At 71.4% G+C, this 21,498-nt stretch carries 18 protein-coding genes; all 18 read right to left on the bottom strand.

Features of this window, described 5'->3' with window-relative positions:
* Positions 1–20 precede the first annotated feature (20 nt).
* The 18 genes from DV701_RS16405 to DV701_RS16320 all read right to left on the bottom strand — a co-directional run bounded on the left by DV701_RS16405 (position 21) and on the right by DV701_RS16320 (position 21,470).
* On the bottom strand, positions 21–1,085 hold the full coding sequence (locus tag DV701_RS16405; protein ID WP_407669327.1) for a polyprenyl synthetase family protein: 1,065 nt from the start codon (positions 1,083–1,085) through the stop codon (positions 21–23).
* Complete coding sequence (gene nuoN / locus DV701_RS16400) at positions 1,082–2,623, bottom strand: NADH-quinone oxidoreductase subunit NuoN (protein ID WP_114929892.1); 1,542 nt, start codon at positions 2,621–2,623, stop codon at positions 1,082–1,084. Before nuoN ends, DV701_RS16405 begins: the two co-directional genes overlap by 4 nt.
* On the bottom strand, positions 2,623–4,152 hold the full coding sequence (locus DV701_RS16395; protein WP_114929890.1) for an NADH-quinone oxidoreductase subunit M: 1,530 nt from the start codon (positions 4,150–4,152) through the stop codon (positions 2,623–2,625). Before DV701_RS16395 ends, nuoN begins: the two co-directional genes overlap by 1 nt.
* A complete protein-coding gene (gene nuoL / locus DV701_RS16390) occupies positions 4,152–6,011 on the bottom strand; it encodes an NADH-quinone oxidoreductase subunit L (protein ID WP_114931289.1) in 1,860 nt (619 codons plus the stop codon). Before nuoL ends, DV701_RS16395 begins: the two co-directional genes overlap by 1 nt.
* 121 nt (positions 6,012–6,132) lie before the next feature.
* Positions 6,133–6,432: an NADH-quinone oxidoreductase subunit NuoK gene (gene nuoK, locus DV701_RS16385; protein ID WP_114929888.1), complete on the bottom strand. Its 300-nt coding sequence runs from the start codon at positions 6,430–6,432 to the stop codon at positions 6,133–6,135.
* On the bottom strand, positions 6,432–7,277 hold the full coding sequence (locus DV701_RS16380; RefSeq protein WP_114929886.1) for an NADH-quinone oxidoreductase subunit J: 846 nt from the start codon (positions 7,275–7,277) through the stop codon (positions 6,432–6,434). The genes nuoK and DV701_RS16380 overlap by 1 nt, the downstream gene beginning before the upstream one ends.
* Positions 7,274–7,957: an NADH-quinone oxidoreductase subunit NuoI gene (gene nuoI / locus DV701_RS16375; RefSeq protein ID WP_407669326.1), complete on the bottom strand. Its 684-nt coding sequence runs from the start codon at positions 7,955–7,957 to the stop codon at positions 7,274–7,276. Before nuoI ends, DV701_RS16380 begins: the two co-directional genes overlap by 4 nt.
* Positions 7,950–9,386 (bottom strand): NADH-quinone oxidoreductase subunit NuoH, encoded by a 1,437-nt coding sequence (gene nuoH / locus DV701_RS16370; protein ID WP_114929884.1) that lies wholly within the window; start codon positions 9,384–9,386, stop codon positions 7,950–7,952. Before nuoH ends, nuoI begins: the two co-directional genes overlap by 8 nt.
* Entirely contained in the window at positions 9,383–11,722 is a 2,340-nt protein-coding gene (locus DV701_RS16365) for an NADH-quinone oxidoreductase subunit G (protein WP_324616630.1), read from the bottom strand. The genes nuoH and DV701_RS16365 overlap by 4 nt, the downstream gene beginning before the upstream one ends.
* Before the next feature lie 184 nt (positions 11,723–11,906).
* A complete protein-coding gene (nuoF, locus tag DV701_RS16360; RefSeq protein ID WP_114929883.1) occupies positions 11,907–13,220 on the bottom strand; it encodes an NADH-quinone oxidoreductase subunit NuoF in 1,314 nt (437 codons plus the stop codon).
* Positions 13,217–14,062, bottom strand: a complete 846-nt coding sequence (gene nuoE / locus DV701_RS16355; RefSeq protein ID WP_114931285.1) for an NADH-quinone oxidoreductase subunit NuoE — start codon at positions 14,060–14,062, stop codon at positions 13,217–13,219. The genes nuoF and nuoE overlap by 4 nt, the downstream gene beginning before the upstream one ends.
* Before the next feature lie 143 nt (positions 14,063–14,205).
* Complete coding sequence (locus tag DV701_RS16350) at positions 14,206–15,579, bottom strand: NADH-quinone oxidoreductase subunit D (RefSeq protein WP_114931283.1); 1,374 nt, start codon at positions 15,577–15,579, stop codon at positions 14,206–14,208.
* A gap of 29 nt (positions 15,580–15,608) precedes the next feature.
* Positions 15,609–16,430, bottom strand: a complete 822-nt coding sequence (locus DV701_RS16345) for an NADH-quinone oxidoreductase subunit C (protein ID WP_114929881.1) — start codon at positions 16,428–16,430, stop codon at positions 15,609–15,611.
* Positions 16,427–16,984 (bottom strand): NADH-quinone oxidoreductase subunit B, encoded by a 558-nt coding sequence (locus DV701_RS16340; RefSeq protein ID WP_114929879.1) that lies wholly within the window; start codon positions 16,982–16,984, stop codon positions 16,427–16,429. The genes DV701_RS16345 and DV701_RS16340 overlap by 4 nt, the downstream gene beginning before the upstream one ends.
* Positions 16,985–17,054: 70 nt before the next feature.
* Complete coding sequence (locus tag DV701_RS16335; protein WP_114929877.1) at positions 17,055–17,420, bottom strand: NADH-quinone oxidoreductase subunit A; 366 nt, start codon at positions 17,418–17,420, stop codon at positions 17,055–17,057.
* 91 nt (positions 17,421–17,511) lie between these two features.
* Positions 17,512–18,837 carry a geranylgeranyl reductase family protein gene (locus DV701_RS16330; protein WP_228255089.1) on the bottom strand — a complete coding sequence of 442 codons (1,326 nt, stop codon included), beginning with the start codon at positions 18,835–18,837 and terminating at the stop codon, positions 17,512–17,514.
* A 109-nt stretch (positions 18,838–18,946) separates the two neighbouring features.
* Positions 18,947–19,618, bottom strand: coding sequence for an exonuclease domain-containing protein (locus DV701_RS16325; protein WP_114929873.1), 672 nt, complete (start codon positions 19,616–19,618; stop codon positions 18,947–18,949).
* A 1-nt stretch (position 19,619) separates the two neighbouring features.
* Positions 19,620–21,470, bottom strand: coding sequence for a DUF294 nucleotidyltransferase-like domain-containing protein (locus DV701_RS16320; protein WP_114929871.1), 1,851 nt, complete (start codon positions 21,468–21,470; stop codon positions 19,620–19,622).
* Positions 21,471–21,498: the final 28 nt, after the last annotated feature.

Below are 21,498 nucleotides of genomic sequence, written 5' to 3'. Positions count from 1 at the left end.
CCCATCACCCCAGGATCCCGCTAGCTGGAGCGCTCCGCCACCCCGTCGACGAGCGCGCGCAGCGCGTCGACGGCCGGCCCGGGCTCCAGGCCGTCGAGCAGGACCCGCGCCTCGTCGGCCACGCGGGCCACGTGCGCGCGCGCCTGGTCCATCGACCGGTGCGCCCGGAGCAGCTCCAGGGCCTCGGCCAGCTCGGCGGGGTCCTCGACCGGACCGCGCACGAGCTCCTGGAGCCGGGCGTCGGCGGGGTCGGTCGACAGGCGGGCGTAGAGCACCGGCAGCGTCGCCTTGCCCTCGCGCAGGTCGGTCCCGGGGGTCTTGCCGGAGGTGTCCGACGCGACGTCGAGGAGGTCGTCGGCGAGCTGGAAGACCACGCCGAGCTTCTCGCCGTAGCTCGTCAGCACGCGCACCGTCACCTCGTCGCACCCGCCGAACATCGCCCCGTAGCGGGCCGCGGTCGCGATGAGCGCCCCGGTCTTGTCGGCGAGGATCTGCAGGTATGCGGTCACCACGGCGGGGTCCCCGGCGTGGCCGGCCAGGGGGTTGGCGTCTGCCGGGCCACCTGCTCCGGCCGCCTCGTCCAGGCCCTGCCGGTCGTCGCGGATCTGGCCGGCGCACAGCCGCACGAAGGTCTCGGCCTGGATCTTGACCGCCTCGGCGCCGAGCCCGGCGACCACCAAGGACGCCGTGCCGAAGAGCAGGTCGCCCACCAGGATGGCCGTGGAGTTGCCGTAGCGAGCGTTGGCGCTGGCGACCCCTCTGCGCAGGTCCGCCTCGTCCATGACGTCGTCGTGGTAGAGCGAGGCGAGGTGCGTCAGCTCGACGCCCACGGCCGCGTCCACGACGCGGTCGTCCCAGCCGTCACCGACCTCGCTGGCCAGCAGGGTGAGCAGCGGTCGGAACCGCTTGCCGCCGGCCGCGGCCAGGTGGCCGGAGGCCTCGGCGACGAACGGGTCGTCGTGGTCGACGACCTCCGCGAGCCGGTCGGCGACGGCGGCCATCCCCTGCGCCACGCGGGCCTCCAGCGCCTCGTCGACGCCGGGGACGTCGCCGAGCCGGACGGCGGGGCTGGCGGGTGCGGTCACCGCAGGAAGGCGGCGGTGCTCTGCGCCAGGTCGAGCATCGGGGAGGGCAGGACGCCCAGTGCCAGGGTGACCACCACGCCCGCCACGATGGCGAAGACGGTGAGCATCGACGGGGTGGCCACCACCGTGTCGCCGGACTCGTCACCGCCGCGCCACATGAGCACGACGAGCTTGAAGTAGATGTAGGCGGTCACCGCGCTCGCGAGCACGCCGACGACGGCCAGCCACGCCCAGCCCTGGCTGATCGCAGCCGCGAAGACGGCGAACTTGCCGGTGAAGCCGGAGGTCAGCGGGATGCCGGTGAAGGCGAGCATGAGGAAGGTGAAGGCCGCCGCGGTCCACGGCGCCCGCTTGCCCAGCCCGGCCCACTGGCCGATCTGGGAGGCCTCCGTGCCCGAGGAGCGGACCAGCCCGACGATCGCGAAGGCCGGGATCGTCATGAACGCGTAGGCCGTCAGGTAGAACATCGTGCTGGAGATGCCGGCCTGGTCCAGGGCGATCAGGCCCACGAGCACGAAGCCGGCGTGCGCGATCGAGGAGTAGGCCAGGATCCGCTTGACGTCGGTCTGCACGATCGAGAGCATCGCGCCGACGACCATGGTCAGGGTCGCCACGGCCGCCAGGATCGGCTGCCAGTCGGCCCGCACGCCCTCGACGGCCACGTAGAAGACCCGCAGCATCGCGCCGAAGGCCGCGATCTTGGTGGCCGCCGCCATGAAACCGGTGACGGGGGTGGGCGCACCCTGGTAGACGTCCGGGGTCCAGGCGTGGAAGGGCACGGCGCCGACCTTGAACAGCAGCCCGACGGCCAGCAGCAGGATCCCGGGGATGAGCAGCCCGTCCATGCCCACGTTGGCGGTGACCGCGGCCGCGATGTCGCCGAAGCGCATCGAGCCGGCGTAGCCGTAGATCAGCACCGAGCCGAAGAGGAAGAACGCCGAGGAGAAGGACCCCAGCAGGAAGTACTTCAGCGAGGCCTCCTGGGAGAGCAGCCGGCGACGGCGCGCCAGCCCGGCCAGGATGTAGAGCGGCAGCGAGAGCACCTCGAGGGCGATGAACAGCAGCAGCAGGTCGTTGGCGCTGACGAACAGCATCATGCCCGCGACCGACAGCAGCGACAGCGGGAAGACCTCGGTGCTGCTGGCACCGTGCCGCTCCGCGTAGGCCTCCTCCGCCGAGCCGGGCGTGGACGCGCCCGCCTGGGTGAAGGTGTCGGCCTGCTGGCCGCCCAGGCGTTCGGCCATGACGAGCAGGGCGAGCAGCGAGATCAGCAGCAGCAGCCCCTGCAGGAGGAGTGCGGGACCGTCGATGGCGATGGTGTCCGCGGCCGTCAGCCCATGGCTGCGGGGACCGAGCACGACGAGCGCGACGAAGGCCAGCACCAGGGTGGCGACGGCCACCGGAAGCTGCACGGCATACCGGGCGCCCCGGGAGGCGAAGCCCTCGACGAGGACCCCGACCAGACCGCCCACCAGGACGATGATCAGCGGCAGCAGACCCGTGTAGTTGATGGCGGGTGCGACGAACTGCTCCGTCATCAGCGGCCACTCCCCTCAGCGTTGGCGGTGTCGACGGCCGGGACCGAGTCCTGGATCCCCACCTGCTGCAGCGACTGCTGCACGGCGGGTTCCAGGACGTCCAGGACCGGCTTGGGGAAGAACCCCAGGGCAAGGAAGGCGACGATGATCGGCGCCACGACCAGCTTCTCGCGGCCGGTCATGTCGGGGACCTCGGCGAGCACCGGCCGTGGACCGGTGGCGATGCGCTGGTACATCAGCAGCATGTACAGCGCGGAGAGGACCACTCCGAAGGCGCCGACGACGCCCAGCCACGGGTAGTTCTCGAAGACGCCGAGCACGACCATGAACTCGCTGATGAAGGAGTTCAGGCCCGGCAGCGCCAGACCGGACATCGCGGAGAAGAGGAGCACGCCGGCGATGACCGGGGTGACCCGCTGCCAGCCGCCGTAGTCGCGGATGTCCCGCGAGCCGTGGCGCACGATGAGCATCCCGGCGACGAGGAACAGCCCGGCGGTGGTGAAGCCGTGGTTGATCATGTAGAGCGTCGCGCCGGCGCCGCCGACCGTGGTGAAGACGAAGATGCCCAGCACGATGAAGCCGAAGTGGCTCACCGAGGTGTAGGCGATCAGGCGCAGCATGTCGTTCTGCCCGATCGCCAGCAGCGCGCCGGCCACCATCGAGACCAGGGCCAGGAAGAGCACGACCGGGGTCGCCCACTGGCTGGCCTCGGGGAAGAGGGTCAGGCAGAAGCGGATCATCCCGTAGGTGCCGACCTTGTCCAGCACGCCGATCAGCAGCACCGACGTCGCCGGGCGGGCCTGCTCGGCGGCCAGCGGCAGCCAGGTGTGCACCGGCCACATCGGCGCCTTGATCGCGAAGGCGATGAAGAAGCCGAGGAAGAGCCAGCGTCCGGCCGCGACGGACAGGTCCAGGCCCTCGAGGTTGGACAGCAGGAAGCCGTCCGTGCCGCGCGGCCCGGCGAGGTAGACGCCGATGACCGCGACGAGCATGATCAGCCCGCCGGCGAGGGAGTAGAGCAGGAAGGTGGTGGCCGCCCGACCCCGTCGCGTCCCGCCGAACATCGCGATCAGGAAGTAGACCGGCAGCAGCATCGCCTCGAAGAAGACGTAGAAGAGGAAGACGTCGATCGCGGCGAAGACGCCGATCATGGTGGCCAGCAGCGCGAGCATCATCGCGAAGTAGGTGTGCTGGCGGCGGCCGTCGGCGGGCACGTCCTCCCAGGCGGCGAGGATGCACACCGGCACCAGGATGAGACCGAGCAGGATCATCGTCAGCGAGATGCCGTCCACCCCGACGGCGTAGGAGACGCCGAACTGCGGGATCCACGGGTAGATCTCGGTGAGCTGGAACTGCTCCTGCGAGCCGGCGCTGAACTGGGTCAGGGCGCCGACGCCCACGGCCAGCGAGGCCAGCGAGAAGCCGAGCGCGACCGGCCGCACGGCGGAGCTCGCCCTCGGCAGCAGGGCCACGACCAGCGCGCCGACCAGCGGCAGCACCAGGAGGGTGGTCAACCAGGGAAAGTTCATCACTGCATCACCCACACGGCACCGAGGATGGCGACGACGCCCACGAGCATCGTCAGGGCATAGGACCGCACGAACCCGTTCTGGGCCCGGCGTACAACACCGGCGACGCCGGTCAGTGCCGAGGTCGCGCCACCGGTGGTGGCGCCCTCGACGACGTGCTCGTCAGCCTCCACGGAGGTCGCCACGAGGGCGGCTCCGGGAGCCCGCAGGAGGATCTCGTTGACGTCGTCCTGGAACAGGTCACGGCGGGCGGCGCGGGTCGCGAAGCTGCCGTAGGGCGCGACGACCGGCACCTCCTCGCGGCCGTACTGCCACCAGGCCAGGCCGACGCCGGCGAGCATGAGCACGAAGATGACGACCTGGATGGCCATCACCGGGATGACCGGCTCGTGCTGCACCTCGGCGCCGAAGACCGGCTCCAGCCAGGCGGAGAGGATCCCGGTCGGCCACAGCACCAGGCCCAGGGCGACCGAGCCGAGCGCCAGGATCCACATCGGCACCGTCATGACCAGCGGTGACTCGTGCGGGTCGATGTCGTCCTCCCAGCGGGCCTTGCCGTGGAAGGTCATGAAGAAGACCCGGCTCATGTAGTAGGCGGTGATGCCGGCGGTGATCAACGCGGCCAGGCCGAAGACCCACGGGCGCCAGCCCTCGCCGACGAACGCGGCCTCGATGATGAGGTCCTTGCTCCACCAGCCGGACATGAAGGGCACGCCGATGATCGCGATCCAGCCGGCCGCGAAGGTCAGCCAGGTCTGGATCATCTCCCGCGACAGCGCCCCGTAGCGGCGCATGTCTACCCGGTCCTTCATGCCGTGCATGACCGACCCGGAGCCGAGGAAGAGCCCGGCCTTGAAGAAGCCGTGGGTGACCAGGTGGAAGATCGCGAAGGTGTAGCCGATCGGGCCCAGCCCGACCGCCAGCATCATGTAGCCGATCTGGGAGATCGTCGATGCGGCCAGGGCCTTCTTGATGTCGTCCTTGGCGCAGCCGACGATCGCGCCCCACACCAGGGTGATGGTCCCGACGATCGCGACGACCAGCTGGGCGTCGGGCGTCTCGTTGAAGATGAACTGCGATCGGGCCACGAGGTAGATGCCCGCGGTGACCATCGTGGCGGCGTGGATCAGCGCCGACACCGGCGTCGGTCCGGCCATCGCGTCGCCCAGCCAGCTCTGCAGCGGGAACTGCGCGGACTTGGCGCAGGCGCCGACCAGCAGGAGCAGCCCGAGAAGGGTGAGCGTCATCGGCTCCGCCCCGGCCGCCGAGGTGTGGACGGTCTGGTAGTCGAGGGCGCCGAAGGTGGCGAACATCAGCGCCATCGCGGTCACCATGCCGAAGTCGCCGACCCGGTTGACGATGAACGCCTTGTTGGCCGCGCTCGCGTAGGCGGGGTTGTGGTTCCAGAAGCCGATGAGCAGGTAGGAGGCCAGGCCCACGCCCTCCCAGCCGACGAAGAGCAGCATGTAGGAGTCGGCCAGCACCAGCAGCAGCATGGCCGCCACGAAGAGGTTGAGGTAGCCGAAGAAGCGCCGCTTGTCGGGGTCGTGCTCCATGTAGCCCAGGGAGTAGACGTGGATGAGCGACCCGACGAAGGTGATGAGCATGACGAAGGTCATCGACAGCGGGTCCATCAGCAGCCCCGCCGAGACCTCGAGGTTGCCCGCGGCCACCCAGTCCCACAGCGGCAGCTGCAGCGCTCGGTCCTCGCCCGCGTAGCCGCGCAGCTGGAGGATGACCAGCACGCCGACGACGAAGGAGGCCCAGGACAGCAGGGTCGCGGCCAGCGGCCCCCACCCGTCGGTGCGCCGCCCGCCGAAGAGCAGCACGGCGGCGCCGAGCAGCGGCAGGGCGATCATCAGCCAGCCCACCTGGGCCACGCCGCCGTCCACCGAGGAGTATGCGGTCGCCGCGCCGGTGGCCGCGGGCGCGGCGCCGACGAGGTGCGTCAGTTCGAGCACAGACACTTCAGCTCGCTCCTTACAGCTTCAACAGGTTGGCGTCGTCGACGGAGGCCGACCTGCGCGCGCGGAAGATGGACATGATGATCGCCAGGCCGACCACGACCTCGGAGGCGGCCACCACCATGACGAACAGGGCGTAGACCTGCCCGTCCAGCGAGCCGTGCATCCGGGAGAAGGTCACCAACGCCAGGTTGCAGGCGTTGAGCATGAGCTCGATGCCCATGAACACGATGATCGTGTTGCGTCGCACCAGCACCGTGAGCGCGCCGATCGTGAAGAGCACGACCGACAGGTAGATGTAGGCCTGCAGACCCATCAGCGCTCGACCTCCTCGGTCTGGGCGAGGTCGGTGGTGGTCGTCGCCGGGGTGTCGACCACCTCGGGCTCGGCACCGGCCAGCTCCTCGCGGGGGTCCTGCAGCCGGTAGGCGGTCGGCGTGCCGACCTGGCCGCGGGCGACCAGCACGCGCGGCACCGACTCCTCGACCGGGCTGCCGTCGGGCGCCAGCGCCGGGGTGTCCGCCGCGTTGTGCCGCGCGTAGACACCCGGGTTGGGCTTGCCGGACAGCCACTGGCCGGAGCGGATCCGCTCCTGGGACCACTCGCGCTGGCTGCGGCGGGGCTGGAGCCGCTCGCGGTGGGCCAGCACCATGGCGCCCATGACGGCGATGACGAGCAGGGCGGCGAGGATCTCGAAGGGCAGCACCTGGCGCTCGAAGATCTCGCGGGCCAGGGCGGTGACGGTCCCCTCCGCCTGCGCCTGCGCCAGCCCGACCCCGGCCGGCCAGCTGACGCGCGTCAGGCCGTAGACGGCCGCGGCCGCGAAGCCGGCCCCGAACAGGTAGGCCCAGAAACGGTGCCCCCTGAGGGTCTCGACCCCGGAGTCGGAGGCGTCCACGCCGATCGTCATGACCACGAAGAGGAAGAGCATCATGACGGCGCCGGAGTAGACGAAGATCTGGATGATGCCGACGAACTCTGCGTCCTGGGTGATGAAGACGACGCCGAGCCCGACCATCGTCAGAGCCATCGACATCGCGGCGTGCACGGCCTTGCGGGCGAAGATCAGACCCAGCGAGCCGGCCACGGTCACGATGGCCATCAGCCAGAACATGAAGAGCTCGCCGCCGCTGATGAGCTCAGCTGCGGGGGCGGGGTTCATGCGGTGCCCTCCTCGGTGGTCCGTGCGTCGCGCTGCGCGACGAAGTCCTTCTGCTCCTGGGTCGGTCCGGTGACCTGACCCCGGTAGTAGTCGCGCTCCGACATGCCCTCGGCCATCGGGAAGGGCGGCGCGACCATGTCCGGGCCGAGCGGGGCCAGCAGCTGGTGCCGCTCGTAGATGAGCGGCGCCCGGGAGCTGTCGGTCAGCTCGAACTCGTTGGTCATCGTCAGCGCCCGCGTCGGGCAGGCCTCGATGCACATGCCGCAGAAGATGCAGCGCAGGTAGTTGATCTGGTAGACGCGGCCGTAGCGCTCGCCGGGGCTGTAGCGCGCACCCGGGATGTTGTCGGCCGCCTCGACGTAGATCGCGTCGGCGGGGCAGGCCCAGGCGCACAGCTCGCAGCCGATGCACCGCTCCAGCCCGTCGGGGTAGCGGTTGAGCTGGTGCCGGCCGTGGAAGCGCGCGGCGGTGCCCCGCTTGACCTCGGGGTACTCGGTGGTGGCCACCTTGCGGAACATGGTGGCGAAGGTCACCCCGAAGCCGGCCACGGGCGCGAACATCTGCTCGACGATCCCGGGCTCCTTCTTGCCACCGCGCGGGTCGGTCCTCGGCTCGCCCGTCGACGGGGCGGCCGCGGCCTCGCGGCGGCTCGGGGTGGTCGGGTCGGTCTGGTCAGCCACGGCGCTCCTCCGGTGTGGTCTGGTCGGTCGGTGTCGGGCCGTCCCCGCCGGGGCGGGCCGGGACCGGCTCGGCGGCCTCGATCCCGGTGCGCGGCTCGATGAGCCTCTGCCCGGGCAGCGGCGGCACCGGGAACCCGTGCGCGAAGGGGTCGACCTCCGGCGGCACCTCCCGGTCTGCCTCCCGCGCGGCCAGGCTGCGCTGCGCGGCCCGGTCCCACAGGAAGATGCCCACGAGCACGAAGATGCCGATGATGACGAGCGTCACCACGACGCTCCAGCGTCCCTCGCCGAAGTAGCCCTCCTGCGCGGCCCGGATCATCATCACCGCGACGACCCAGGCCAGCGACAGCGGGATGAGGATCTTCCAGCCCAGCGCCATGAACTGGTCGTAGCGCACGCGCGGCAGCGAGCCGCGCAGCCACACGAAGAACCAGATGAACAGCCACATCTTGCCGGTGAACCAGAGCAGGCCCCACCAGCCCTGGTCGAAGAACCCGTCGAAGAGGGTGTTCAGCGGCCACGGCGCGTGCCAGCCGCCGAGGAAGAGGGTGGTGGCCAGGGCCGAGACGGTGAACATGTTGATGTACTCGCCGAGGAAGAACATCGCGAACTTCATCGAGGAGTACTCGGTGTGGAAGCCGCCCCCGAGCTCGCCCTCGCCCTCGGCCAGGTCGAACGGCAGGCGGTTGGTCTCGCCCACCATCGTGATCACGTAGACCACGAAGCTGAAGAAGAGGGGAATGACGTACCAGGACGGGATCCCCAGGAACCAGGTCTGCGACTGCGCCTCGACGATCTGGCTGGTCGACATCGAACCGGCGAAGAGGAAGACGGCCACGAGCGAGAGGCCCATCGCGATCTCGTAGGAGATGACCTGGGCCGTCGAGCGCAGACCACCCAGCAGCGGGTAGGTCGAGCCCGAGGACCACCCGGCCAGCACGAAGCCGTAGGCGCCGACGCCGGCGACCGCCAGGACGATCAGGACCGCGACCGGGGTGTCGGTCAGCTGCAGCGGGGTGATGTGGCCGAACATGTTGACCGCGCCGCCCAGCGGGATGATCGCGAAGGAGACGAACGCCATCGAGGCCACGATGAGCGGCGCCGCGAAGTACATCAGCAGGTCGGCGTTCTTGGGCCGGATGTCCTCCTTGAGGAACAGCTTGATGCCGTCGGCCAACGTCTGCAGGATGCCCAGGGGGCCGAACCGGTTGGGTCCGGGTCGCTGCTGCATCCGGCCGATGACGCGACGCTCGAACCAGATGACGACGACCATCGAGAGCATCACGTAGACGAACAGGAAGAGCGCCTTGACCAGCGACAGCCACACCGGGGTGTCGCTGAAGTCGGCGACCGGCGCGTCGACGGTCAGCAGCAGCGGGCCGGTCGGCAGCGCGGCGACCAGGTCGGGGTATGCCGTGAGCAGGCTCATGCTTCACCTCGCGTGATCGTGACGACGGCTCCGGCGTCGACGCCGAGGGTGGCGCGGACCGCCGACCCGACGGAGTTGGTCGGCACCCAGACGACGCCGTCGTGCATGGCGGTGACCACCACGGGCAGCACGATCTCGCCGCGGTCGGTGGACACCCGCACGAGCTCGTCGTCGGCGACGCCGAGCGAGCTGGCCGTGGCCGCGGAGAGCCGGGCGACCGCCCGGTGCGCGGTGCCGGCCAGGAAGGGCTCGCCGTCCTGCATCGACCCGGCGTCCAGCAGATGGTGCCAGGTGGCCAGCACGGCCTGGCCCTCGCCGGGGGTGGCCGGGCCGCCAGCGGCCACGGTGGGGGCCGCGGGGCGGGCGGCGGCGGTGCCCAGCTCGGTGATCTCGCGCCGGACGTCGTGCACGCTCTCGGTGCCCAGCCCCACGCCCATGGCCGCCGCGAGGCGGTGCAGCACGACGTGGTCGGCGTCGGCGGCGGAGGCCAGCGCCTGCTCGAACGGCCTCAGGCGGCCCTCCCAGTCGGCGTAGGCACCCGCCTTCTCCGCGTGCGGGGCGACCGGCAGGATCACGTCGGCGTACTCGTGCACGTCCGTCTCGCGCAGCTCGAGCGAGACCACGAACGCCCTGGACAGCGCCGCGCGCGCCAGCTGCGGGTCGGGCAGGTCGTCGATCTCGACGCCGCCGACCACCAGTGCCGTCAGCTCGCCGCGCGCGGCGGCCTGCAGCATCGCGGTGGTGTCCCGACCGGCCGCGGCCGGCAGGTCGCCGCCCCCGGTCCAGCGGGCGGCGACCTCGCGCCGGGCGGCCTCGTCGCTGACCAGCCGGCCGCCGGGCAGGAGGGTGGGCAGGGTGCCGACCTCGACCGCGCCGCGCTCACCGGCACGCCGCGGCACCCAGGCCAGGGCGGCGCCGGACAGGTCGGCGAGGGCCGCGGCGGCGGACAGCGCGCCGGGGACCGTGGCCAGCCGCTCGCCGACGAGGATCACCGAGCCCTCGCCCAGCGCGTCGGCGGCGGAGTGGTACTCGTTGACGCCCGAGAGCGGCTCCGCGGGGCCGTCGGCGGGCTCGGCGGCGGCGCTGCGACGACGCTCGCCGAGCGCCTGCAGCACCTCGGCCTCGGTGCCCGGTGCGGACGCCAGCAGCGTGCCGCCCATCTTGGTGAGCCCGCGGGTGGCGAACGGCGCCACGGCATACACCTGGGTCTTGTTCTTGCGCATCGCCTTGCGCAGCCGCAGGAAGACGATCGGGCTTTCCTCCTCCGGCTCCAGGCCGACGAGGAGGACCGAGGACGCCCGCTCGAGCGTCTCGTAGCTGACGTCGCGCATCCCGACCACGCTCGAGGCCAGGAAGTCGGCCTCCTCGGCGCTGTGCGGACGGGCCCGGTGGTCGATGTCGTTGGTGCCGAGCGCGACGCGCGCCAGCTTGGCGTAGGCGTAGCCGTCCTCGACCGTCACCCGGCCGCCGGTGAGCACGCCGACACCGCCGGAGGCGACCGCGGCGCCCAGCCCGCGGGCGGCCTGCTCGTAGGCGCGCCGCCAGGGCACGACCGCGTAGTCGCCGTCGGCCTCGCGCACGACGGGGTCGCGCAGCCGGTCCGGCTGGGTGGCGTAGGTGAACGCCCAGCGCCCCTTGTCGCAGTTCCACTCCTCGTTGACCTGCGGCTCGCCCAGGGCCATCCGGCGCAGCACGGTGCCGCGGCGGTGGTCGGTGCGGATCCCGCAGCCGGAGGCGCAGTGCTCGCAGACGCTCGGGGTCGAGACCAGGTCGAAGGGACGGGAGCGGAAGCGGTAGGCCGAACCGGTGAGGGCGCCGACCGGGCAGATCTGCACGGTGTTGCCCGAGAAGTAGCTCTCGAAGGGCTTCTCCTCGTAGATCGCGACCTGCTGGAGGGCGCCGCGCTCGGCCATCACGATGAACGCGTCGCCGGCGATCTCGTCGGAGAAGCGGGTGCAGCGCGTGCACAGGATGCACCGCTCGCGGTCCAGCAGGATCTGGCTGGAGATGTTGATCGGCTTGGGGTAGGTGCGCTTGACGTCGTCGAAGCGGGAGGTCGGACGGCCGTTGGACATCGCCTGGTTCTGCAGCGGGCACTCCCCGCCCTTGTCGCAGACGGGGCAGTCCAGCGGGTGGTTGACCAGGAGGAACTCCATCTGGCCGTGCTGGGCCTTGTCGGCCACCGGGCTGGTGTGCTGGCTCTTGACGACCATCCCCGGGGTGGCAACCGTCGCGCACGACGGCTGCGGCTTGGGCATCGGGCGCACGTTGCCCTCGCGGTCGGGGGTGGCGACCTCGACGAGGCACTGCCGGCACGAGGCGATCGGGTCGAGCAGCGGGTGGTCGCAGAAGCGCGGGATCTGGATGCCGATCTGCTCGGCGGCCCGGTGCCCTCGGGGACGCTGACCTCGACGTCGTCGATCGTCAGCGTGATCTTCTTCACGTCCGGCTCGTCCGGGATCTCGGCGTTGCCGCCGTCGGTCACGGCGTTGCCGCCGGCTGCGGGAGAGGTGTTGACAGTCATGCGGGCAGCGTCTCCTTCGCGAACAGCGTCGAGCGCTCGGGCGGGAACAGCTCGTGGCACGGGGTGTGCATGCCGGCCTCGAACTCCTCGCGGAAGTATTTGATGGCCGAGACGATCGGGCTCGTCGCGCCGTCGCCGAGGGCGCAGAACGCGCGGCCCAGGATGTTGTCGCAGATGTCGTCGAGCTTCTCGATGTCGCCCGGCAGTCCGCGGCCCTCCTCCAGGCGCACCATGATCTGCTTGAGCCAGTAGGTGCCCTCGCGGCAGGGCGTGCACTTGCCGCAGGACTCCAGCGCGTAGAAGTCGGTCCACCGCGAGACCGCGCGGACCACCGAGGTGGTCTCGTCGAAGATCTGCAGCGCGCGGGTGCCCAGCATCGAGCCGGCGCTGGCCACCGACTCGAAGTCGAGCGGGACGTCCAGGTGCTCGTCGGTCAGCAGCGGAGTCGAGGACCCGCCGGGGGTCCAGAACTTCAGCTGGTGACCGTTGCGCATCCCGCCGGCCATGTCGAGCAGCTCGCGCAGGGTGATGCCCAGCGGCGCCTCGTACTGCCCGGGACGGGTGACGTGGCCGGAGAGGCTGAAGATACCGAAGCCGGTCGACTTCTCCGTGCCCATGTCGGAGAACCAGTCCGCGCCGTGCAGGACGATAGGCGGCACCGAGGCGATGCTCTCCACGTTGTTGACCACCGTGGGCCGGGCGTAGAGGCCGGCCACCGCCGGGAACGGCGGCTTGAGGCGGGGCTGGCCGCGGCGACCCTCCAGCGAGTCCAGCAGCGCGGTCTCCTCGCCGCAGATGTAGGCGCCGGCGCCCGCGTGCACGGTGATGTCCAGGTCGAAGCCGGAGCCGAGGATGTCCTTGCCCAGGTAGCCGGCCGCGTAGGCCTCCTCGACCGCGCGCATGAGGCGCCGGTAGACGTGGACGACCTCCCCGCGCAGGTAGATGAACGCGTGGTTGCAGCCGATCGCGTAGCTGGTGATGATCATGCCCTCGACGAGGAAATGGGGCGCGGCCAGCAGCAGCGGGATGTCCTTGCAGGTGCCCGGCTCGGACTCGTCGGCGTTGACGACGAGATAGCGAGGACCGCCGTCCGGGGGTGGCAGGAAGCCCCACTTCATACCCGTCGGGAACCCGGCGCCACCACGGCCCCGGAGCCCGGAGTCCTTGGTCGCCTGCACGAGGTCCTCGGGGGCCATCGCCAGCGCCGAACGCAGCGCCTTGTAGCCCTCGTTGTCCTCGTAGGTCTGCAGGGTCCAGGACTGAGGGTCGTCCCAGAACTTCGTCAGGATCGGGGTCAGCTGCGTGCTCACTGGCCGTCCTCCTTGGTCTCGGGCAGCTCGTCGGCCTCGTTGGCGACGTTGGTCGAGTCGTGGCGGCCGCGCTCCAGGCCCTCCCCGGCCTGGTCGGCGGCGCTCGGGGAGGTGCTCCCCCGCTGCTGGTCGTCCCCGTCGCCCGGGGCGGTCCAGCCCTTCTCCCGGGCCAGCTTGGTGCCCTCCACGGAGGCGGGACCGGCGCCTACGCCCTCGTCGGCCAGGCCGTCGGGGAAGCCGGCGAGCACCCGGGACACGTGCTTGAAGGAGCGCACGCTGGAGGGGCCGCGGGTGGAGGCGACCTCCTCGCCGGACCGCAGGCGGTCGACGAGCTCCTTGCCGGACTCGGGGGTCTGGTTGTCGAAGAACTCCCAGTTGACCATCATCACGGGTGCGAAGTCGCAGGCGGCGTTGCACTCCAGCCGCTCGAGGGTGATCTTGCCGTCCTCGGTGGTCTCGTCGTGGCCGATGCCCAGGTGCTCGCTCAGCTCCTCGAAGATCTGGTCGCCGCCCATGATCGCGCACAGCGTGTTGGTGCAGACGCCCACGTTGTAGACGCCGTTGGGGTGGCGCTTGTACTGGGTGTAGAACGTCGCCACGCCGCTGACCTCGGCGGTGGTCAGGTCGAGCAGGTCGGCGCAGAAGTGCACGCCGCGGCCGGTGACGTAGCCGTCGACCGACTGGATCAGGTGCAGCAGCGGCAGCAGGGCCGAGCGCTTCTCCGGGTAGCGGGCGACGACCTGCGCGGCGTCGGCGTTCAGCTGGGCCAGCACGTCCTCGGGGTAGGGCTCCTCGGAGGCGTGCAGCGCGGTGAGGTAGCGGATCGGCGGCTCGGCGAACATCGCGTCGGCCCGGCGGGCGCGCTCCCGCTCGTGCCGGACCACGGTGGTGTCCTCGGGCCGTGCGTCCGGAGTGATGTCGTCTGGTCGCTCACCCACGCTCGCTCCGATCCTCGCTTCGCTCCGGTCCTCACTCCCTGGTGAGCTCATCGGTCCACGCCTCCCATCACGGGGTCGATCGAGGCGACGGCGACGATGACGTCGGCGACGAGGCCGCCCTCGGCCAGGACCGAGGCCGCCTGCAGGTTGTGGAAGCTGGGGTCGCGGAAGTGCGCCCGGTAGGGCCGGGTGCCGCCGTCGGAGACCACGTGGCAGGCGAGCTCGCCCTTGGGCGACTCGATCGCGGCGTAGGCCTGGCCCGGCGGGACCCGGAACCCCTCGGTGACGATCTTGAAGTGGTGGATCAGCCCCTCCATGGACTCCGCCATGATCTCGCGGATGTGGTCCAGGGAGTTGCCCTGGCCGTCGGCGCCCACGGACAGCTGGGCCGGCCAGGCGACCTTGCGGTCGGCGACCATGACCGGCTCGCCCTGGCTGGCGCGCAGCCGCTCGATCGCCTGCTCGGCGATCCGCAGCGACTGCCACATCTCGTCGAAACGGATGACGACGCGGCCGTAGCAGTCGGCGTCCTGGCGGGTGACCACGTCGAACTCGTAGTTCTCGTAGCCGCAGTAGGGGTCGGACTTGCGCAGGTCGTGCGGCAGGCCGGTCGAGCGCAGGATCGGGCCGGTGATGCCCAGCGCCATGCAGCCGGCCAGGGAGAGGTAGCCGACGTCGACGGTGCGCGCCTTGAAGACGGGGTTCTCCAGGAGCAGCAGCTCCATCTCGTGGATGCCCCGGCGCAGGCCGGGCAGCTCGGACTCCAGCAGGTCGAGGTGCTCGGGCAGCACGTCCTGGATCACCCCGCCGGGCCGGACGTAGGCGTGGTTCATCCGCAGCCCGGTGACCGCCTCGAAGAAGCGCAGGATGCGCTCGCGCTCGCGGAAGCCGATCGTCATGATGGTCGTGGCGCCCAGCTCCATGCCGCCGGTCGCCAGGGCGATCAGGTGCGAGCCGATCCGGTTGAGCTCCATCATCAGCACCCGGATGTCGCTGGCGCGCTGCGGGACCTGGTCGGTGATGCCGAGCAGCTTCTCGATGCCCAGGCAGTAGGCCGTCTCGTTGAAGATCGGGGTCAGGTAGTCCATCCGGGTGCAGAACGTGGTCCCGATGGTCCAGGTCCGGAACTCCATGTTCTTCTCGATGCCGGTGTGCAGGAAGCCGATGCCTGCGCGTGTCTCGCGCACGGTCTCCCCGTCCAGCTCCAGCACGAGACGGAGGACGCCGTGCGTCGAGGGGTGCTGCGGGCCCATGTTGACCACGATGCGCTCGGCGCCGAGCGCGGCGACCTCGGTCGCCAGCTCGTCCCAGTCGCCGCCCTGGACGGTGAAGACGCCTTCGCCGTCGACGGAGTCGGCGCTCTCGCCCTGGCCGTAGAGGTCGGAGCTCTCCTCGACGTGCTCGGCGCCCTCGTCGGCCATGGTGCCGGTGAAGGTCGGGTCGCTGCTGGTCACTTGTAGCTCCTCCGCTGGTCGGGGGCGGGGATGGTGGCGCCCTTGTACTCCACCGGGATGCCGCCGAGCGGGTAGTCCTTGCGCTGCGGGTGGCCGGGCCAGTCGTCCGGCATCAGGATGCGGGTCAGCCCGGGGTGGCCCTCGAAGACGATGCCGAACATGTCGTAGGTCTCGCGCTCGTGCCAGTCCAGACCCGGGTAGATGTCCACCGTGGAGGGGATGCGCGGGTCCTCGTCGGGGCAGGTCACCTCGAAGCGCACCCGCCGGCTGCCGTTGGTGATGGACAGGAAGTGGTAGACCGCGTGCAGCTCGGCGCCGGTCTCCTGGGGCCAGTGCACGCCGGAGACGCCGCTGGCCACCTCGAAGCGCAGGCGGGCGTCGTCCCGCAGCGGGCGCAGCAGCGAGCGCAGCTGCTCGCGGCGCACGACGAGCGTCAGCTCGCCGCGGTCGACGACCACCCGCTCGACGCCGGCCTCGAAGGCCTCGGGGGCAGCGTCCTGGAGGGCGTCGACGACCTCGTCGAAGTAGCTGCCGTAAGGCCGCTCGGCGGCCCCGGGGTAGAGGACGGGCACCTGCAGCCCGCCGTAGCCGGAGGTGTCGTTGCCCAGCGAGGAGCCGAACATGCCGGTGCGGTGGGCGACCTCGACCGGCTCACCAGGGGCGTCGAGCTGCGCCGGGACCGATCCTGCGCCCTCCTCCTGGGCGTGGGTGGTGCCGACCTCCTGCTCCACGGTCCGCGACGGCTGGCTCGCCTCGTCACGCGTGGTCTCCTGCTCCGGCGGCTTCTTGTCCGGCGTCTGCGGTCCGGTGCTGGTCATCGGGGGAGCAAACCCTTCATCTCGTGGGTCGGCACGGCCTGCAGCGCCGCCGCCTCGGCCGCGCGGGCGGCATGTTCGCGGTCGACGCCGAACTTGAACTCCCGGATCTGGCGCTGCAGCTCCATGATCGAGTTGAGCAGCATCTCCGGTCGCGGCGGACAGCCCGGCAGGTAGATGTCGACCGGGACGACGTGGTCGACGCCCTGGACGATCGCGTAGTTGTTGAACATGCCGCCGGAGCTGGCGCAGACACCCATCGCGATGACCCACTTGGGGTTGGGCATCTGGTCGTAGACCTGGCGCAGCACGGGCGCCATCTTCTGCGACACCCGGCCGGCCACGATCATCAGGTCGGCCTGGCGCGGAGTCGCGGCGAACCGCTCCATGCCGAAGCGCGCGATGTCGTAGTCCGGCGTGCCGACGGCCATCATCTCGATCGCGCAGCAGGCCAGGCCGAACGTCGCCGGCCACACGGAGTACTGGCGCATCTGACCGGCCAGCCCCTCGACGGTCGTCAGCATGACGCCGCCGGGAATCTTGTCCTCAAGACCCATGGGTCTCACACCTTTCTGTCGCCGGACCGGCAGGCTCCGGGGAGCACCGCCACCACGTCATACCCGGTCCTCAGTCCCACTCCAGACCGCCCCGGCTCCACTCGTAGACGAACGGCACCGAGACGACCACCAAGAAGAGCAGCATCGCCAGCACCGAGAACAGCCCGACCTGGTCGAAGGCGACCGCGAACGGGTAGAGGAAGAGCACCTCGACGTCGAAGACGATGAAGAGCATCGCCGTCAGGTAGAACTTGATCGGCACGCGACCGCCCTCGTGCGCCTGGGGGGTGGGCTGGATACCGCACTCGTAGGCCTCGGACTTGGCGCGGTTGTACTGCTGGCGACCCAGCTGCCCACCGCCGAAGACGGACCCGAACGCGAACAGGACGCCGAAGGCCAGGAAGAAGAGAACCGGCAGATACGGGTGGTAGTCCATCAGAGCCTGGACTCCTTTCGGGTGGTGCTCGGCGCCGTGCACGCGCGGTCGGGGGTCGGACGCGTGCCCAGCCTAGTCGGCCAAGGTGCTTTCATGCCGCAGGCGTCATCCTCGTCAGCGCGTTGATGACCCGGTCGTCCAGACGACCGCCGCGCTCCTGGGGCAGGTTGGCCATGATCTTCAGCAGCAGGCGCATCAGGGCCTTGCGCGGCAGCCCGTACTTGACGGCGAGCCGCATGACCTCCGGCTTGCCGATGAGGGTGGCGAAGTGCCGACCCAGCGTGTAGTAGCCGCCGAGCGAGTCCTTCATCACAGCAGGGTAGGACCGCAGGACCGCCTCGCGCTCTCCGGGCGTGGGGCGCGCGAGCGCGGAGGCGACGATCTCGGCCGAGCGTCGGCCCGCCTCCATCGCCTCGGCGATGCCCTCGCCGTTGAACGGGTTGACCATCCCACCGGCGTCGCCGACGAGGAGCAGTCCGCGCTCGTAGAGGGGCTGGCGGTTGAAGCACATCGGCAGCGCGGCCCCGCGCACCGGCCCGAGCTGGGTCTCCTCGCCCATCCCCCACTCCTCCGGCATCCCCGCCACCCAGCGGCGCAGGACGTCGCGGTAGTCGAAGGTGCCGAACGCCTCGGAGGTGTCCAGGATGCCGAGCCCGACGTTGGCCGTGCCGTCACCGAGCGGGAACATCCACCCGTAGCCGGGCATGAGCACGTCCTCGCCCTGGTCGCCCTTGGTCCACAGCTCCAGGTGGGACTCGATGTACTCGTCGTCGTGCCGCGGCGTGCGGTAGTAGGTGCGGACCGCCACGCCCATCGGCCGGTCGTCACGCTTGGGGCGGTCCATCGACAGCGACAACCGGCTGGAGTTGCCGTCGGCCGCGACGACCACCGGCGCACGGAACTCACGCTTCTCCCCGGTGGCGCGGCCGTCGGGACCCATGACCTTGGCGGTGACCCCGCAGATGTGGCCGCGGTCGTCGAGCACCGGGGCCTGGACGTTCATGCCCTCGTGCAGCCGGGCACCGCGGGAGGCGGCGTGCCGGGCGAGGGTCTGGTCGAGGTCCATCCGGGTGCGGACCAGGCCGTAGGCCGGGTAGGTCTCGCTGCCCGGCCAGTCCAGCTCCATCCGCACGCCGCCGCCCAGGATGCGCAGGCCCTTGGTGCGGTGCCAGCCGTCCTCCTCGCGGATGGACACGCCGAGGGAGATCAGCTCGCGCACCGCGCGGGGGGTGAGCCCGTCGCCGCAGACCTTGTCGCGGGGGAAGGACGCCTTCTCCAGGAGGAGGACCTCCAACCCGTGACCGGCCAGGTAGGCGGCAGTGGCGGAGCCTCCCGGCCCCGCTCCGACGACGATGACGTCGGCGGTCTCGACCTGTCCATCCACGGTGTCTGCGCCCTCGCTTGTGCCAACCTTCACGAACTCGAGCCAGTCTAGGACTCACCCTCCGCACCGCACGCTCAGGTGAGCCTTCGTCGAATTAGGACATACCGGCTTGTCCATGCTCGGGGCCGTCGGCCGCTGCGGGTCAGCGCCGCAGGACGTCGGCCAGCACCAGCGGCCGCCGCGCACGGGCCTCCAGCGCGGCGCACTGGGCCAGGAAGAGCTCGGCGCAGGCGAGGGCGTCGGTGAGCGCGGAGTGCGCCCGGTAGCGCGGCAGCCGGTGGCGGGCCCGGCAGGCGTCAAGACGCAGGGCGCCGTCGCGCACGTGCTCCCCCGAGCCCAGGAGGCGGCGCTCCAGCTCCACCGTGTCGATCACCTGCAGCTTCACGGTGCCGCCGTGGACCCGCCGGCAGGCGGCCGCCAGGAACGCGGTCTCCAGGCCGGCGTGGTGGGCGAGCAGCACCAGGCGACGCGGCCCGGTGAGGGTATGGAGGAGCTCGGGGAGCACCTGCTCCACCGGGGGCGCGGCGGCCAGGGCGTCGTCGGTCAGCCCGTGGACGGCGGCGGACTCCCCCACGTCGCCGTGCGGCCGGACCCGCCGGTGCGCGGCCCCGTCGAGCCTGACCTCCGCTCCTGCGACGGGCGCCCAGCCGACGGAGAGGATCTCGTGCCGGCGCGCGTCCAGCCCGGTGGTCTCCAGGTCGACCGCGAGGAGCTCGACCTCGGCCAGGGGCGTGCCGACGGGCCAGGTGGGCACGGCGGCCAGGTCGGCCAGGGGGCCCGGCGGCGGCCGCCGGAGCAGGTCGCGAAGCGCCACGTCAGGGCACCGGGGGCAGTCGGGTGGACAGACCGTGCTGGGCGGTACGGACGATCTGGAAGGCGTCGCGCAGGTGCCGTCGGTCCAGGCTGCCCAGCCGTGCGGGGTCGATGTGGTTGTCGGGGCGAAGGCCGCGGCGGACCTGCTCGGCCTGGTGGCGCAGCCGCAGGTAGGACATGAGCTCGAAGGCGTCGTGGAGGTCCCGCGCCGACTCCTCGGAGATCTGGCCAGGGCCCTGCGCTGCGGCCAGCCGCTCGGTGGTGCCCAGCGCCAGCGACCCGGCACGCAGCGCGTGCACCCGCGCCAGCTGCACGACCGCGGCGATCCCGAGCTTGATGTCGAAGGTGTCGTGGTGCTCCCCGGCGTCCTCGAGGACGAAGCTGCGGAAGAACCCGATCGGCGGACGCATGCGGGCGGCGTGGCCGGCCATGTAGGCCAGCAGCAGGTCCGAGCGCGAGCCGAGCGCGACCGCCTCGGCGCGCAGCCCGTCGACCAGTGCGGTGTCCCCGTGGACGGCGCGCATGTCGTAGAAGATCGACGCGTTCAGGACCGCGTCCGGCTCGGGCTCGGTGGCCCACCGCCGGAAGTGGGCGCGCCAGCGCCCCACGGTGAGCCGCCAGCGCGGGTTGGTGGCCATCACCTCGCCGGGGCAGCGTTCCCAGCCGACCGCCTGCAGCCCGGAGACGACGCGCTCGGCGAGCTCGCCCCACCACGGGTGTTCGAGGTCGGCGCCGTCGGCGAGCACGAGGGCGTTGTCCTGGTCCCCGCCCAGGGTCTGCTCCTCCCGGGCGGCCGACCCGAGCGCCACCCAGACGTAGGGAGCCGGCGGCGGCCCCAGCTCGGCCTCCGCCAGCTGGAGCAGGCGCACGGTGACGGCGTCGGCCAGCGCCCCGACCACCCGTCCGATGTCCACGGCGGTGGCGTCCTCGGTGACCAGCTGGTCGACGACCCGTCCGATCCGGGAGGCCAGCCGGACGACGCCTGGCACGTCGGACTGGCGGGCCAGGTCGGTGACCAGGTAGACGGGGCTCGAGCGCTCCAGCCGGACCAGGTCGGTGATCGTGACCAGACCGGCGACCCGGCCCTGGGGGTCGAGCACCGGCAGGTGGTGGATGTTGCGGCCGGTCATCTCGAGCATGACCTCCAGCGCGAGCGCCTCCGAGCGCACGGTGACCGGGTCCGGGGTCATCACCTCGCGGACCGGACGGTCGGACGGGACGCCGACGGCCAGCACCCGCCGGCGCAGGTCGCGGTCGGTGAGGATGCCGACCAGCCGGTCCCCCTCCATGACGAGCAGCGAGGAGGTGCCACCGTCGGCCATCGCCCGGGCCGCCTCGGCGATCGTGGTCCCGGGCGGGGCGCACACGGGCGGCTCCCGGAGCAGGTCGCGCACCGAGGTGCGGAAGACGGCGGAGCCCCGCTCGGACTGCTGCAGCTCGCCCAGCGCCCGGCGGATGCGGTCGCGGTGGGTCGCCCCGAAGTGCTCGGCGACGACCGGGTGCTCGGCCACCAGCCTCTCGACCTCGGCCTGCGGGACGGTGAGGAGGAGGGCGTCCTCACGGGCCGTCACGTCATACCTCGCGGGTGCCCGCTCCAGGATCGCCGACATGCCGAACGAGCCGCCCTCCCCCACCCGGTCGACGAGCTGGCCGGCGTCGGTGATGTCGACCGCGCCGGAGCGCACGACGTAGAGGCGGTCGCTGCTCATCCCGGCGCGCATGACGCTGCTGCCGCGACGGGCGTAGCGCATGGTGCAGCGGGCGGGCAGCGCGTCGAGCACCTCGGGCGGCAGCGCGTCGAAGGGCGGGTGGGCAGCCAGGAAGTCCCGGACCTCCGCGAGCTCGACGTCCATGTCGGGCCTCCCTCCTGCACCGCCGGGG

The sequence above is a fragment of the Ornithinimicrobium avium genome (assembly GCF_003351765.1).
Lineage (GTDB): Bacteria > Actinomycetota > Actinomycetes > Actinomycetales > Dermatophilaceae > Ornithinicoccus > Ornithinicoccus avius.
This window is presented reverse-complemented; position numbering and strand designations above follow the sequence as displayed.